A 13,705-nucleotide genomic window follows, 5' to 3' on the forward strand; every position below is an offset into this window, starting at 1 on the left:
TAATTTATAAAGTTTTCAAATCCTTCCCTATATCTTTTCTAAAATACATTTTAGCAAATTGAATTTTAGCAATACTTGCATACGATTTTTCTAAAGCTTCGGGAAAAGTAGCACCGTACGAAGAAACCGCTAATACACGTCCACCGCTAGTCAATACACTATCACCATCATTTTTAGTTCCTGCATGGAAAACAATCGAATCGGTGGCATTTTCAATACCAGTAATTACTTTCCCTTTTTCGTAGTCTTCAGGATAACCACCCGAAGCTACTATAACCGTAGTACAAGCTCTTTCATCAATTTCTAAAGTAGCTTGAGCCAATTCTTGCTTGCCAACCGCTTGGAATAGCTCCACCAAATCCGATTTTACTCTTGGCATCACCACTTCCGTTTCTGGGTCACCCATACGAACGTTATACTCAATAACCATAGGTTCACCTTTTACATTGATTAACCCAATAAACACAAAACCTTTATAATCAATGTTGTCCTTTTGAAGACCTTCAATAGTAGGTTTAACAATACGCGTTTCCACTTTTTCCATAAACACAGCATCCGCAAATGGTACTGGAGAAACCGCTCCCATACCTCCAGTGTTTAATCCAGTATCGCCTTCGCCTATACGCTTATAATCTTTAGCCGTAGGTAAAATTTTGTATGATTTCCCATCTGTTAATACGAAACAACTTAACTCAATACCGTCTAAAAATTCTTCGATTACTACTTTTGAAGACGCATCGCCAAATTTAGCATCTACTAACATATTACGAAGTTCTTGTTGCGCTTCGACCAAATCATTCAGAATTAAAACGCCTTTTCCAGCGGCCAATCCATCCGCTTTTAACACATAAGGGGCGTCTAAAGTTGTTAAGAATTCACATCCTTGCTCCACCGTATCTTTAGTGAAACTTTCGTAACGAGCCGTTGGAATGTTGTTTTTTACTAAGAATTGTTTTGCAAATTCTTTACTTCCTTCTAATTGCGCACCCACTTTAGAAGGACCAATAACAGGAATATGACTGATTTGTGCATCGTTTTGGAAGAAATCATAAATCCCGTGCACCAACGGGTCTTCAGGACCTACCACAACCATATCTATTTTATTTTCTAATGTAAAGTGTTTTACCGCTTCAAAATCTAAAGGATTCAAAGCTACATTAGTAGCTATTTCGTTAGTCCCTGCATTTCCAGGAGCAACAAATAATTGGCTACATTTTTCACTTTGAAGCATTTTCCATGCTAAGGCGTGTTCTCTACCGCCCGAACCTAATAATAAAATAGTCATCATGTTGTGTTGTTGTTTGAAGGTGCAAAAATAGTTGGTTTTACTCAAAAAAAACAATAATATTTTACTACCTTTGACGTTAGTAACGCAAAAAGTATGATAATTTCATTTGGAAATCAAGATACCGAAAAAATATGGAATGGAATACTTTTAAAAAAGCCTTCTAGAGAAATACAGGAGCTTGGCAGGCGTAAATTGAGAATGTTAAACAACTCACAAGATGTTAGCGATTTACGAATACCACCGTCTAACAAATTAGAAAAACTTTCGGGTAAACTAAAAGAGTATTATAGTATTCGGATTAATAATCAATGGCGTATCATTTTTATATGGGAAAATGGTCATGCTAAAGAGGTTGAAATAATTGATTATCATTAATTACAATCATTATGGAAAAATTAAAAAACGTACATCCTGGAGAAATACTTTTAGAAGAATTTTTACTTCCACTAGAAATAAGTGCTTATCGTTTATCCAAAGATTTAAAAATTCCACAAACTAGAGTTTCAGAAATTCTAAAAGGAAATCGAAGAATCACAGCAGATACCGCCTTGAGACTGAGTGCTTATTTTGGAAATTCCGCCAAGTTTTGGTTAGGCTTGCAAAATGATTTTGATATTGAAGAAGAAAATTTTAACAAAGCGGACGAATTGCATACTATAAAGAAATTTACAGATAAAAACGTAGCCTAAATGTTGAAGTTTTTTGATTGGTCATTATTTATAAACGGTTTTCCCATCCGTAAAGCTCAGGCCGAGTTTGAATCTATACTACAACTTTCAACTCACGAAAAGCTTAGCTTTATTGAAAAAAGGAAAAAGGAAATCCTGAACTTTCACCTACAAAACAATGATTACTATCGAAAATTTGTTGGAGAAAAAAAACTGGAAAACTGGAATGATGTTCCTGTAATGACCAAAAAAGATTTTCAACGCCCTTTAATCGAAAGACTTTCCAAAGGTTATACAGAGAAGACTATTTTTAAAAACAAAACGTCGGGTTCAAGTGGTGACCCCTTCATTTTTGCTAAAGATAAATACGCCCACGCCATTACTTGGGCATCCATCATCTACCGTTTTGGTTGGTATGGAATAGATTTTAACAAAAGTTATCAAGCGCGCTTTTATGGTATCCCCTTAGATTTTTTGGGACATACTAAAGAACGCATTAAAGATTTTTTAGGGAAAAGATATCGGTTTACCATTTTTGATTTATCAGATGAAGTACTAGAAAAAGTGTTGCGAAAATTCCAACAAAAGAAATTCGACCATATAAACGGATATACCAGTTCGATTGTACTTTTTGCAAAATTTTTGCGCACTCGAAATATTATTCTCAAAGACGTTTGCCCTACGCTTACAGTCTGTTTTGTCACTTCGGAAATGTTGTTTGAAGCAGATAAATTACTTATGGAAACTCAATTTGGCATCCCCATTATCAATGAATATGGCGCTTCCGAATTGGACCTCATCGCCTTTGAAAATCCAAATGGACAATGGGAACTCAACAACGAAACTTTATTTGTAGAAATACTCGACGAAAACAATCGCCCTGTTCCACAGGGTACAGAAGGCAAAGTGGTGATTACTTCTCTTTATAACAAAGCGCATCCATTTATTCGATATGATATAGGCGATATAGGTGTCATTGATGCAAACAGTACTCCCGAAAAACCAATTTTAAAAAAATTGATAGGGCGCACGAATGATGTGGCTGTTTTACCAAGTGGAAAAAAAGCCCCTGGGTTGACATTTTATTATGTCACTAAAAGTATCATTGAAGACGATGGAAATGTAAAGGAATTCATCATCAAACAACTCACATTAAACACTTTTGAAATTGACTATGTAAGTGAAAAAGAATTAACTTCACAACAAATTCAAAAAATTAAACATGCCATCGATTTGTATTTGGAGCCAAATTTAGAGTTTGCTTTTCATCGTAAGGAAAGTTTGCAACGCAGTGCCAGAGGAAAGTTAAAACAATTTCAGTCGTTGCTTTAATTTCTATATTTCAAAAAGCCTCTAACCATCCATTGCACCATATAATAGGCTGAAGCAACTACAGAAAGATGCTCAACCTCACGATAAAACTGCCATTGGTATTTGAGCAAGGCTTTTTTGTTTCTTGACAAGGAGTTTTCACGGATTCTGTATATGGCTTGAGGTTCTAGAATCCCGTAGGCATAAGGGATTTCCTTAAGGTATTTCAACCATAAACCCATATCTTGTCTTTTTAAAATATCAGGCATCAATTTAACCCCTAAGGTTTTAACCTCTAAAAAAGCGGTCAAACAACTGATAGAATTGGTTTTTAAAATATCGGTATACGTTACTTTTTGAGGTACGATAAAATCAGAATATACAAATTCAAGTTTTTCGTTACTTCTTCTATAAGATGAAAACACAAATGGAATTCCCGTTTGCTTAATGGTCTGGATACTGTTTTGAATAAAATCAGGAAACCAGATATCATCAGCATCTAGAAACGTCATAAAATCACCTTGCACCAGTTTGATGGCTTCGTTTCTAGCTTTAGAAGCACCAGAGTTTTTAGGCATTCTAATCAAATGAATCCGATGGTCGTCTTCCATAAATTGCTGAACCAAATCAACCGTATTATCAGTTGAACAATCATCAACGATAAGCATTTCCCAATTTTGGTAGGTCTGTTGCTGTACAGAATGGATAGTTTCGGTAATATATTTTGCCGAATTATAAGTAGGAGTAATGATGGAAACCAGACCGTTCATTTAATACGCTTTTTCATCGCCCAAGATAAAATTTTTAATCGTAACTAAGATGATTTTAATATCAAGAAAAAGATTCCATTTTTCGATATAAAACAAGTCGAATTTCAATCGATTCTCCACATCTTTATCTGAAAAAATTTCCCCACGATACCCATTCACCTGAGCTAATCCTGTTACTCCCGGTTTAATGTAATGGCGTTCCATAAACTTGTCAAAACGTTGGGCATAATCTTCATTAACACTCAACATTTGCGGTCGAGGCCCCACGACAGACATATCACCCAATAGCACATTCAGAAACTGAGGCATTTCATCCAAACTTGATTTTCTCAAGAATCTACCTAAAGCAGTAATCCTATCATCGTTTTTGGAAGCCAATTGCGTATGTGCTTCGTCATTGATCCGCATGGACCTAAATTTGTAACAATCAAATTCTTGATTATTGATGCCGTGTCGCTTTTGTTTAAAAAAAACAGGACCTTTAGAGTCTAATTTAATTAAAATAGCTACCAAAGGAATCAACCAAGAAAGTATAAGAACGGTTACTAAAAGTGAAAATAGTATATCAAAAATACGCTTCAACCAATAATTGAACCATAATTCTAAAGGGGTTTTTCGGATAGAAATCAAAGGAATATAACCATAATAATCCAAAAACATATTATGAGACAAGGCGGAGTTGTCAGGAATTAGTTTAATGGTTTTAAAATTGCTATGTGCAAAGGCAATCACTTCATCTGAAAATTCTTTAGAAACACTGTTTAAATCACAATAAATTTCGTCGATGAAGTTTTCTTTAACAATATTTCTAAAATCATTCAATTCATCTCCAGAAGTTATTACTGCTAATAATCGGTAACCCAAATCGTCATTCTTTTTAAAAAAAGCACTTAATTCATTGGCTCGATCACTCTGTCCTAAAATCAAAACACGCCTAAAATTCCCCCCAAATAATTGACGGTATTTACGCAATAGAAAATAAATACCATATTTAAAAAAAGTTACTAACAGTAATAAATAGCTTAAAAACTGTAGGGTTAATTTAGGCTCAACTTCTCTTTTCAAAAGATAAAGTAAAGCAACTACTACTAGAGAAAATATAGAAAAGTGCTTGACAATTTTTATAAAAATTGAGCTGGGTGGGGTAAATCGGAATACTTCATAGAATTCTGTAAAAGAAGCAATGATGACCCAAATGAACATTAAAAAAAGAGTTCCTTTGACACCAAAAGTTATCAAAGGAAAAATAAAAAGCAGTAGCCAGACCATCAAAAGAAAGTCGACCAAATAAGAAATAGGTCTGATGTATTTTGAATACCTACCTACTGCCATTAATTAACGGATGTAATCTTTAAAATCCTTATGTTCTTCTTTTAAAAGTTCTTCTTTGGGTAACGATTTGAAATATTCGTAAGTAATACGCATACCTTCTGCACGTCCTACTTTTGCTTCCCAACCCAAAATTTCTTTTGCTTTAGTCGTGTCTGGTTGACGTTGCATAGGATCGTTTTCCGGTAGCGGTTTGTAAACAATTTTCTGGTCAGTCCCTGTTAATTTAATGATTTCTTCTGCAAAATCTTTAATTGTGATTTCATCAGGATTACCAATATTTACTGGGTAAACATAATCAGAAAGCAGTAATCGATAAATCCCTTCCACTTGATCATCAACATAACAGAATGAACGTGTTTGCGAACCATCACCAAAAATGGTTAAGTCTTCCCCTCGTAAAGCTTGACCAATAAAAGCAGGAATTACGCGTCCATCATTCAGACGCATACGAGGTCCATAGGTGTTGAAAATTCGCACTATACGTGTTTCTATACCATGAAAACGATGATAAGCCATTGTTATAGATTCTTGAAAACGTTTGGCTTCATCATATACGCCACGAGGCCCAATGGTATTTACATTACCAAAATAGTCTTCGGTTTGCGGATGCACTAACGGATCTCCATATACTTCAGAGGTTGATGCTATCAAGATACGCGCATTTTTTGCTCTAGCTAATCCTAATAAATTATGTGTTCCTAACGACCCTACCTTTAAAGTTTGGATTGGAATTTTTAAATAATCTATAGGAGACGCCGGTGAAGCAAAGTGTAATATATAATCTAAATCACCTGGCACATGCACAAATTTAGAAACATCATGATTGTAGAATTCAAAATTTTCTAATTTGAATAAATGTTGAATGTTCTTTAAATCACCTGTAATAAGGTTATCCATACCTATTACATGATACCCTTCTTTAATAAAACGATCACATAAATGCGAACCTAAAAAACCAGCTGCTCCTGTTATTAAAATTCTCTTCATTATAATTTTGTTTGTGCTAAGGCTTCTTTCCAACCTTTAATATCTATTCCAAAAGTACTCTTTATTTTTGACTTATCCATTACACTATACTTTGGTCTTTTAGCAGGTGTGGGATAAGACTCTGTAGGAATGGGATTAACCTTGATTGAAACCTTATTTTGTTTGAATATTTCTTGGGCAAATTCATACCAAGAACACTCTCCTTCATTACTGAAATTGTAGATACCAAAAATGTTAGATGATGGATGATGGATGATGGATGCAATTATTCTCAGAATTGCATCAGCTAGATCTACAGCATGAGTAGGAGTTCCTATTTGGTCCGCTACTACATTCAATTCCGTTCTATCTTGGGCTAATCGCAACATGGTTTTCATAAAGTTGTTAGCAAACTGCGAATAGACCCATGAAGTTCGAATGATGATATGCTTTTCACAATGGGCTTGTACTTCTTTTTCACCATCTAATTTAGTTTGCCCATAAACCCCTAAAGGTGCCGTTACATCAGTTTCTAGATAAGGCTTTCTAGCAGTACCATCAAAAACAAAATCGGTAGAAATATGTATTAAAGTAGCTCCATGTTTTTGACAAGCCTGAGCTAAATTTTTAGCCCCAAGAACGTTTATCGCTTCAGCTCTTTCCACATCCGATTCGGCTTTATCAACTGCTGTATATGCTGCGGCATTAATACAAAAATCAATCCCCTGATTCCCAAAAAAAGCATCAACTTTTTTGGCATCCGTTATATCTAAATCCTGTGAGTTTGCAAAAATAAATTGCATCTCAGGGTACTGAGATGCAATAAATTGTATAGATTGACCTAGCTGTCCGCCAGCTCCCGTAACTAGAACTACCATACTTTACGTGCATTTTCCAAGGTTGGTAATACCTGATCTTTTTCTGAAATAATCAATTCCTCTTCAGCCATACCCCAGTCAATTCCCAGCGATGGATCATTATATATCAAACCTCCCTCACTTTCTTTATTGTAAAAATTATCACATTTATAAAAGAAAGTAGCAGTTTCACTTAACACAATAAACCCGTGAGCAAAACCTCTTGGAATATAAAATTGTTTCTTATTTTCGGCAGATAACAAAATTGAATACGACTGACCATAAGTTTCCGAATCAGGACGTAAATCGACCGCTACATCTAACACTTCACCCTCTAATACACGAACCAATTTTGCTTGTGCATGTTCCCCACATTGGTAGTGTAATCCTCTCAAAACACCTCTTGAAGAATACGATTGATTATCTTGTACAAACTGTACTTCTGCTCCTATACCTTGGTTAAAATTATTTTGATTAAAACTTTCCATGAAATAACCACGTTCATCATGAAAAACTTTAGGTTCTAAAACGAAACAACCTTTTAGTTTGGTCTCTATAAAGTTCATTAACAGTTAAATATTTGTTCTAAAATTTTAATAGTAATTAAATAGGTAGGTTTCACCCCAGTAGTTCCTAAACCACCTGAAGCTAAAGTACTTCCTGTCTCTAACGGGTTATCTGATGCATAATACGCGTAACGAACCTTCACATTTGGATTGATACTCTTTCGAATTTTTGAAGCTGATTGAATAGCTTTTTGATAATATGCCCCTTCCATTTCTAATCCTATAGCTGCCCAAGTTGACTCATGGAAGAATTTTAATAAATCCCTGTTTTGTAACGAAGTTCCAAGCACTGTAATCATAGGTCCTTCATATACAGGAATATCGTTTCCTTCAAACATAGCTGCGGTCAATTCATTTTCAAATGGGTAGTTGTCCGCAGTACCTTCATTGACGTGAGCCGTAGCAATCATGATATCACCTTTACCTCCTTCAAGAATCCCTGCTTTACCCATAATGGAAACTGATTCTACGTTCAAGAAAATTTTATTGGTAGCGGTTTTATAAGGTTTCAATAGTTCATCGATAGTTTCAAAGGCTTGCTCACCAAATGCATAATCCATTACGATTACAACTGGCGCTTGTCCTTCGATTTTAGCCGATGGAAAGGCAGTTTTTTTCCAATCAAATTTAGCCGTGTCAAAAATTTGCACATCAATATTAGTACCTGAAGTATCTGGCATAGCAATCATTCCATGTTGCAATGCAAAATCAGTTACTTTTTGTCGAATTTCTTTATTGGCCGAAGTCGATAAATCTTCATAAATTTGATATTCACCTTTTCCTTTGTATTTATTAGCTAATACATGTGGCGCAAAAACAGAGTTCATCACACTGTGCATATTCGCACTAATGATATGTATAGGTCTTTCAATTAAACCATTTTCTGCTAAAGTATTTTTAATATTCGTTGCCCAAATATCGCCATAAATATGATGTCCTAAACGTTCTCTTAAAATAGGACTAAAAGTAATGGTACGCTTGTTGTTTTCCACAACTTCCTCAATGGCTAATTTACCTAACCAGTAAATAACATGTAGGAATCTATCTGGCTGAGAAGCATTTCCAAAATCATCATAAATCGCACTTACCTCAGCAAAAGTTCGTCCTAAAACATTAGCTGCATGTGAAATCGCTTTTTCTCTTTCAACTAACGTTAGTTTCTTTGTTTGAAGCGCTGCTTGCTCTAATTTTTCCCAGTCGCGAGACACCTTACCTTCATCATCAATCAGCACGCGATCTTTAATTTTGTGCGATTCAATAAAAATGAAAGTCAAATGTGTTAAAATATCGTAGATGTCAGAACGACCACGAGTGATTTCTACATTCATTTGTTCGTCATCGATACGGTAGCAATTTCTACGACGTTTAGGAGGAACAATTGGTTGGAAATGTGAATTAGAGTAGCCCTCATCAGAGGTTAAATTGATGTAACGACACTCTTCAATCCCTACAGGAAGGCGTTCAATAACGTATAACAATCCGTTTAATTCTACTTTTTCCTCGGCAATGGAACCGTAGATTTCTGGTCGAAGCTCTAATAAAGCTTCTCTTAAAGTTTCTCCTGAAACACCCATTGGTTTATAAAAACCTCTGTTAAATAAATGTCTCATGGTAATGTACAGTCGTTCGATAGCTGCCGACGACTCTTGCGCTCTGGAGCGCGAAATGTTCTTGATTTCTATCATCTTTTATATTTTTCTAACCTGCAAAGGTATGATATTTTTTGTTTAGTTGGTAAGAATTAAAGAAATAGCTGGTTCAAAAATCCGTGTGGGTACACTAGAATCTTTTGACGGCTTGTATTCTTTATGCCATGAACCACCATAAAAAGTATAACTATACTCCTTGACGGTATAATTATAAAAAAGTAAAGGATAATATACCGTGAGGGTTTTAGTTTTTCCTACTTCGGAAGTTGCTACTTCCTTAGTATACTTATTTTTTTCAATAAACAAGCGTTCTACCGCAACAAATAGCCCTTCCTTTGGGAAGGATAAGTTGTATTTAGAAACATCAAAATAGGTTTTACGACTTCCTTTTTTTACTTGAAATAATAAGTCTTTAGCTACCATTTCTTCTCCTGGCAAACCTTCGGGCGTAACCGTGTAAAAATGTAATTTGACTGTAGCTTCTTCCAAATTACTTTCCGTAAATAAAGATACGCGCTTGATATACCGATGCTTTTTAATTTTAGAATTATACGAAAAAAATCGTGCATCCATCTTAGGGCCGCTTTCAAAAGCTTGAGCTATGCCTTCGCCACTGCCTGTTTCCATGACACGCGTTTCTTTTTTATTCAAAACGGTTATTTCATGAAGGGTATAGGTGGTGGATTGCAACTGAACAGTATGTGCTGCATCAGATTTTACCACTCTTTTTTCATAACCTAAGGCAGAGAAAACCAAATTTTTAGTTTCTTTTAAAGGCAAATAGAACGTCCCATCTTCTTCCGAAGTGGTGCCCATAGCCTCGTTTTGTACCCCAATATTTACATACGGTATAGGTTGGTTTTTCTCATCCACTACTTTGCCTTTTAGTTGGGCTTGTACTAAATGTGTAGCAAGAAATAGCACCAAGTATAACCCAAATCTCGTGAAGTATCCCTTTTTTATCATTGATTTTAATTGGTTAATTCTAATGAAATAGCAAGTTCCATTTCCTTACCTACAAATTTTTTATCACCCACAAAATCAATAGGAATTTTATGATTATTAGACCATCTTCCTTTAGAAAAAATTCTAGTATTTGATGAATTGACCAAATAAGCTTTTATTGAGGGGGCGTATTTAACTCCTTTATACTTCTTTTGGATAAAATCGGTAGGTAAAGTATAAGTATATTCCATTTTGTTATTTTCAATAATCAACCATTCAAAACCTATAAAAATTCCCTCTAATGGTATTTGAATATTCATTTTATCTAAATCAATCGTGTTATTTTTATTACCTTTTCTAATATTCAAAAAATGATTTTCTGTTAACAATTCCGTTCCTGGGGAACCATCTGGATTTACTTTGTATAAGTGAAGTAACATTTGCGTTTCAGGAATTTCAGTTTCCGCTTTAAAGAAAATTTTCTTTATGAAAGGATAATTCTCCATGGTTTGATTATACGGAAAAAAGCGCGCTACAATCCAAGGTTTTACCCCACATACAAAACCAGCGTTTAATTTTTCTTTTTTATAATCATTCAATATAACAGTTGCTTTTCTCTTACTTGATATAGCAACTTCTTGCATTTGATGAATTTTTTCTTTCAATACGATATTAGCAGAATCCAGCAATTTACCTTCGTACGTTTCAAAGCCTATACTCGTTAAGATGAGTTCCGTATTTGGAGACACTGCTAAACTAAAATTACCCTGTTCATCAGAAGTGGTTCCAATATCTTGTCCTTTTGCCCAAATATTTACATACGGTATGGGTTGGTTTTTCTCATCCACTACTTTGCCTTTTAGTTGGGCCAAAATAGAAGTACAACAAAATAGAAATAAAATTAAAATCCTTTTATCTATCATCTCTTATCTATCTACTAAAATAATCCGCAATCTTTCTATCATTAGACAGTCTTGGTAATTTATTTTGTCCACCCAGTTTACCGATAGATTTCATATATTCTTGAAAACCGTTTTTAGGAACTTTCTTAATTACTAATGTTCGCAACACATGCCCCACAATCAAATCGTCGTAATACACGTTTTGCTTGCGCATAGCGTTATCTATTTTTATAGCGAAATCATCCAGATTTTCGGGTTCATTTTCAAATTCAATCAACCATTCATGGTAGGGTAAACCATCCATTGGATTAATTTGTGGAGCTACTGTAAATTCGTTTACAGTAACGTTTGTTCCTTCCATGGCTTCCTTCATGGCATATTCTACTTCCTTGCCAATGACATGTTCGCCAAAAGCTGAAATATAATGCTTGATACGCCCCGAAACAATGACACGATAAGGATTTAAGCTCGTAAATTGAACGGTATCACCAATATTATAGCCCCAAAGTCCTGCATTGGTCGAAATGATTAACACATAATTCAGGCCTAATTGTACTTCTCCAATAGTATAACGACGTGGATTTTCACTAAAAAATTCTTCTGCTTTGATAAATTCGTAAAAAATTCCAGAATTTAACAGCAATAACATGCCGTTTGCTTTCTGAGAATCTTGATACGCAAAAAAACCTTCGGATGCTGGAAAAAGCTCAATGGAATCAACTTTACGACCTATTAGTTTTTCAAATTTCGCCCTATACGGTTCGTAATTGACACCGCCATATATAAAGAGATTGAAATTTTTAAATAAATCGCCTACAGGCTTATTAGCTTTACTTTGCAGTTTTTCAAAATACATCTGCACCCATGATGGAATCCCTGAGATGACCGACATATTTTCGTAAAAAGTCTCTTCTACGATAGCATCAACTTTTGTTTCCCAATCTTCTATACAATTGGTATCCCAAGAAGGCAGGCGGTTTTTCTGTAAATATTTAGGAACAAAATGCGCCACAATTCCCGAAAGACGGCCTAACATCACACCATTTTTTTCTTCTAGTATAGGACTCCCTTGCAAGAAAATCATTTTGCCATCTACAAAATCTGCTTTTCCTGTTTCATGCACATAACTTAAAATAGCGTTTCTAGCTGCTTCAATATGGTAGGGCATCGATTCCTTAGTCAATGGGATGTATTTAGCACCAGAAGTAGTTCCAGAAGTTTTAGCAAAATAAAGCGGTTTTCCTTTCCAAAGGATGTTTTCTTGCCCAGCAACCACCTTATCCACATAAGGACGTAAGGCTTCGTAATCCCTAATAGGCACATGTTGTGCAAAATCTTCAAATGTTTTTATTTGGTCAAAATGATGGTCTTTTCCAAATTGTGTTTGGCTGGCTTGCTGTATTAAACTTCGAAATACTTTTTGTTGAGTAGCAACAGGTTGTGTAGCCCATTTTTGGGTTTTATGATGTATGATAGTAGCAAAAATTTTTGCTCCAATTGATTTGATTGACATTATTTACTGTTTTTCTTAGCAGCGGCTTCAACTTGCTTGCGTAATTCTTTTTCTTCTTCTGAGGCATCCATTTCATACTCTGATGGGTCTACATAATCAGAAGCTAAAATGGAGTCTTTATTTACTTTGGCATATTCTAAATCACCAGTTAAAACTTTTTTAACCGATTGAATGTAAGCGTCATTCTTTTTTAATTCAAATTCAAGAGAATCCGATTTAAGACCTAATAATAAGGCTTTTTCCTTTAATTGCGTAGAAGAATATCCTGGAATATACTCCCTTAAAGGGGTAAATGCAATAATATAAGTGGTCACAGAGACTAAAAAAATAGCTCCAATTGACAGCAATAGAAAAAGATTTAAAATGGTTAGTCGCAATGAAAACTGTTCTTCAAACGTTTCTTCGTTTAAGATAATTAAACGACGTTTGGTGATTATTTTATCAAGAAATTCTTTGCGTCGGAATCGCTTTAAGGTTGCCATAGGTTACTAGTAATGCTTCTCACAAATATAGGAAAATCAATATGGAAACTCCTAAGGGCAATAATATTTCGTTAAAAATAGCTTACAAAATGCTTTCTTTATTATCTTTGTCTTATTATAAATAGCATTTCGCACAATTTTTTATATATGAGTAGATTAGGTCCAACAGAAATTATATTAATTATTGCAGCTTTATTATTACTTTTTGGAGGTAAGAAAATTCCTGAATTAATGAAAGGATTAGGAAGTGGTTTGAATGAATTCAAGAAAGCTTCAAAAGGTGAAGAAAATACTACAAAAAAAGAAGAAGAGGAAAAATAAAATTTTATTTAACCTTTAGCTTTATTGCATAAACCATTTTGAAAATATCTTTTCAAAATGGTTTTTTTGTATTAATATTTTTCCTACTTTTATAAAAAACAAATAATATTCTTATTAAATTAACTTATTTGATAA

15 protein-coding genes are annotated in these 13,705 nt (G+C 34.5%); 4 read left to right on the plus strand and 11 right to left on the minus strand.

The genetic code is table 11. From position 1 onward, the window contains the following. Window positions 1-4 precede the first annotated feature (4 nt). Window positions 5-1,285, minus strand: coding sequence for a phosphoribosylamine--glycine ligase (purD, locus tag ACQY29_RS03370; RefSeq protein WP_428225864.1), 1,281 nt, complete (start codon window positions 1,283-1,285; stop codon window positions 5-7). Between the two features lie 96 nt (window positions 1,286-1,381). Here purD and ACQY29_RS03375 point away from each other — a divergent pair, with 96 nt between their 5' ends. From ACQY29_RS03375 to ACQY29_RS03385, 3 genes are read left to right on the plus strand one after another with little or no spacing between them, the layout of a single operon-like run. Continuing rightward, a complete protein-coding gene (locus ACQY29_RS03375) occupies window positions 1,382-1,663 on the plus strand; it encodes a type II toxin-antitoxin system RelE/ParE family toxin (protein ID WP_428223838.1) in 282 nt (93 codons plus the stop codon). An 11-nt stretch (window positions 1,664-1,674) separates the two neighbouring features. Next, window positions 1,675-1,977: a HigA family addiction module antitoxin gene (locus tag ACQY29_RS03380; RefSeq protein ID WP_428223839.1), complete on the plus strand. Its 303-nt coding sequence runs from the start codon at window positions 1,675-1,677 to the stop codon at window positions 1,975-1,977. After that, window positions 1,978-3,288, plus strand: a complete 1,311-nt coding sequence (locus tag ACQY29_RS03385; RefSeq protein ID WP_428223840.1) for a phenylacetate--CoA ligase family protein — start codon at window positions 1,978-1,980, stop codon at window positions 3,286-3,288. Here ACQY29_RS03385 and ACQY29_RS03390 read toward each other — a convergent pair. From ACQY29_RS03390 to ACQY29_RS03435, 10 genes are read right to left on the minus strand one after another with little or no spacing between them, the layout of a single operon-like run. Next, the gene (locus ACQY29_RS03390) at window positions 3,285-4,037 is read right to left on the minus strand and encodes a glycosyltransferase family 2 protein (protein ID WP_428223841.1); all 753 of its coding nucleotides are present in this window, start codon (window positions 4,035-4,037) and stop codon (window positions 3,285-3,287) included. The genes ACQY29_RS03385 and ACQY29_RS03390 overlap by 4 nt on opposite strands. Continuing rightward, the gene (locus tag ACQY29_RS03395; protein ID WP_428223842.1) at window positions 4,038-5,369 is read right to left on the minus strand and encodes an exopolysaccharide biosynthesis polyprenyl glycosylphosphotransferase; all 1,332 of its coding nucleotides are present in this window, start codon (window positions 5,367-5,369) and stop codon (window positions 4,038-4,040) included. Between the two features lie 3 nt (window positions 5,370-5,372). After that, window positions 5,373-6,356: a UDP-glucuronic acid decarboxylase family protein gene (locus ACQY29_RS03400; RefSeq protein WP_428223843.1), complete on the minus strand. Its 984-nt coding sequence runs from the start codon at window positions 6,354-6,356 to the stop codon at window positions 5,373-5,375. Continuing rightward, window positions 6,356-7,213: a dTDP-4-dehydrorhamnose reductase gene (gene rfbD / locus ACQY29_RS03405; protein ID WP_428223844.1), complete on the minus strand. Its 858-nt coding sequence runs from the start codon at window positions 7,211-7,213 to the stop codon at window positions 6,356-6,358. Before rfbD ends, ACQY29_RS03400 begins: the two co-directional genes overlap by 1 nt. Further along, the gene (rfbC, locus tag ACQY29_RS03410; RefSeq protein ID WP_428223845.1) at window positions 7,207-7,758 is read right to left on the minus strand and encodes a dTDP-4-dehydrorhamnose 3,5-epimerase; all 552 of its coding nucleotides are present in this window, start codon (window positions 7,756-7,758) and stop codon (window positions 7,207-7,209) included. Before rfbC ends, rfbD begins: the two co-directional genes overlap by 7 nt. Further along, a complete protein-coding gene (locus ACQY29_RS03415; RefSeq protein ID WP_428223846.1) occupies window positions 7,758-9,443 on the minus strand; it encodes a DUF6909 family protein in 1,686 nt (561 codons plus the stop codon). The genes rfbC and ACQY29_RS03415 overlap by 1 nt, the downstream gene beginning before the upstream one ends. A gap of 42 nt (window positions 9,444-9,485) precedes the next feature. After that, complete coding sequence (locus ACQY29_RS03420; protein ID WP_428223847.1) at window positions 9,486-10,373, minus strand: carboxypeptidase-like regulatory domain-containing protein; 888 nt, start codon at window positions 10,371-10,373, stop codon at window positions 9,486-9,488. 5 nt (window positions 10,374-10,378) lie between these two features. Next, a complete protein-coding gene (locus ACQY29_RS03425) occupies window positions 10,379-11,275 on the minus strand; it encodes a carboxypeptidase-like regulatory domain-containing protein (RefSeq protein WP_428223848.1) in 897 nt (298 codons plus the stop codon). 7 nt (window positions 11,276-11,282) lie between these two features. Continuing rightward, window positions 11,283-12,767, minus strand: coding sequence for a GH3 family domain-containing protein (locus ACQY29_RS03430; protein ID WP_428223849.1), 1,485 nt, complete (start codon window positions 12,765-12,767; stop codon window positions 11,283-11,285). Continuing rightward, the gene (locus ACQY29_RS03435) at window positions 12,767-13,249 is read right to left on the minus strand and encodes a peptidase (protein ID WP_428223850.1); all 483 of its coding nucleotides are present in this window, start codon (window positions 13,247-13,249) and stop codon (window positions 12,767-12,769) included. The genes ACQY29_RS03430 and ACQY29_RS03435 overlap by 1 nt, the downstream gene beginning before the upstream one ends. A gap of 147 nt (window positions 13,250-13,396) precedes the next feature. Here ACQY29_RS03435 and tatA point away from each other — a divergent pair, with 147 nt between their 5' ends. After that, on the plus strand, window positions 13,397-13,570 hold the full coding sequence (tatA, locus tag ACQY29_RS03440) for a twin-arginine translocase TatA/TatE family subunit (protein ID WP_428223851.1): 174 nt from the start codon (window positions 13,397-13,399) through the stop codon (window positions 13,568-13,570). Window positions 13,571-13,705 lie beyond the last annotated feature (135 nt).

The organism is Flavobacterium sp., from assembly GCF_965262375.1.
Lineage (GTDB): Bacteria > Bacteroidota > Bacteroidia > Flavobacteriales > Flavobacteriaceae > Flavobacterium.

Bases quoted from the DNA above. Each gene is read 5' to 3' on its own strand.
- ACQY29_RS03435 (WP_428223850.1), bottom strand. From the start codon at position 13,249: ATGGCAACCTTAAAGCGATTCCGACGCAAAGAATTTCTTGATAAAATA.
- ACQY29_RS03375 (WP_428223838.1), top strand. From the start codon at position 1,382: ATGATAATTTCATTTGGAAATCAAGATACCGAAAAAATATGGAATGGA.
- ACQY29_RS03415 (WP_428223846.1), bottom strand. From the start codon at position 9,443: ATGATAGAAATCAAGAACATTTCGCGCTCCAGAGCGCAAGAGTCGTCG.
- ACQY29_RS03400 (WP_428223843.1), bottom strand. From the start codon at position 6,356: ATGAAGAGAATTTTAATAACAGGAGCAGCTGGTTTTTTAGGTTCGCAT.
- tatA (WP_428223851.1), top strand. From the start codon at position 13,397: ATGAGTAGATTAGGTCCAACAGAAATTATATTAATTATTGCAGCTTTA.
- ACQY29_RS03390 (WP_428223841.1), bottom strand. From the start codon at position 4,037: ATGAACGGTCTGGTTTCCATCATTACTCCTACTTATAATTCGGCAAAA.
- rfbD (WP_428223844.1), bottom strand. From the start codon at position 7,213: ATGGTAGTTCTAGTTACGGGAGCTGGCGGACAGCTAGGTCAATCTATA.
- ACQY29_RS03430 (WP_428223849.1), bottom strand. From the start codon at position 12,767: ATGTCAATCAAATCAATTGGAGCAAAAATTTTTGCTACTATCATACAT.
- ACQY29_RS03425 (WP_428223848.1), bottom strand. From the start codon at position 11,275: ATGATAGATAAAAGGATTTTAATTTTATTTCTATTTTGTTGTACTTCT.
- ACQY29_RS03385 (WP_428223840.1), top strand. From the start codon at position 1,978: ATGTTGAAGTTTTTTGATTGGTCATTATTTATAAACGGTTTTCCCATC.
- purD (WP_428225864.1), bottom strand. From the start codon at position 1,285: ATGACTATTTTATTATTAGGTTCGGGCGGTAGAGAACACGCCTTAGCA.
- ACQY29_RS03420 (WP_428223847.1), bottom strand. From the start codon at position 10,373: ATGATAAAAAAGGGATACTTCACGAGATTTGGGTTATACTTGGTGCTA.
- ACQY29_RS03380 (WP_428223839.1), top strand. From the start codon at position 1,675: ATGGAAAAATTAAAAAACGTACATCCTGGAGAAATACTTTTAGAAGAA.
- ACQY29_RS03395 (WP_428223842.1), bottom strand. From the start codon at position 5,369: ATGGCAGTAGGTAGGTATTCAAAATACATCAGACCTATTTCTTATTTG.
- rfbC (WP_428223845.1), bottom strand. From the start codon at position 7,758: ATGAACTTTATAGAGACCAAACTAAAAGGTTGTTTCGTTTTAGAACCT.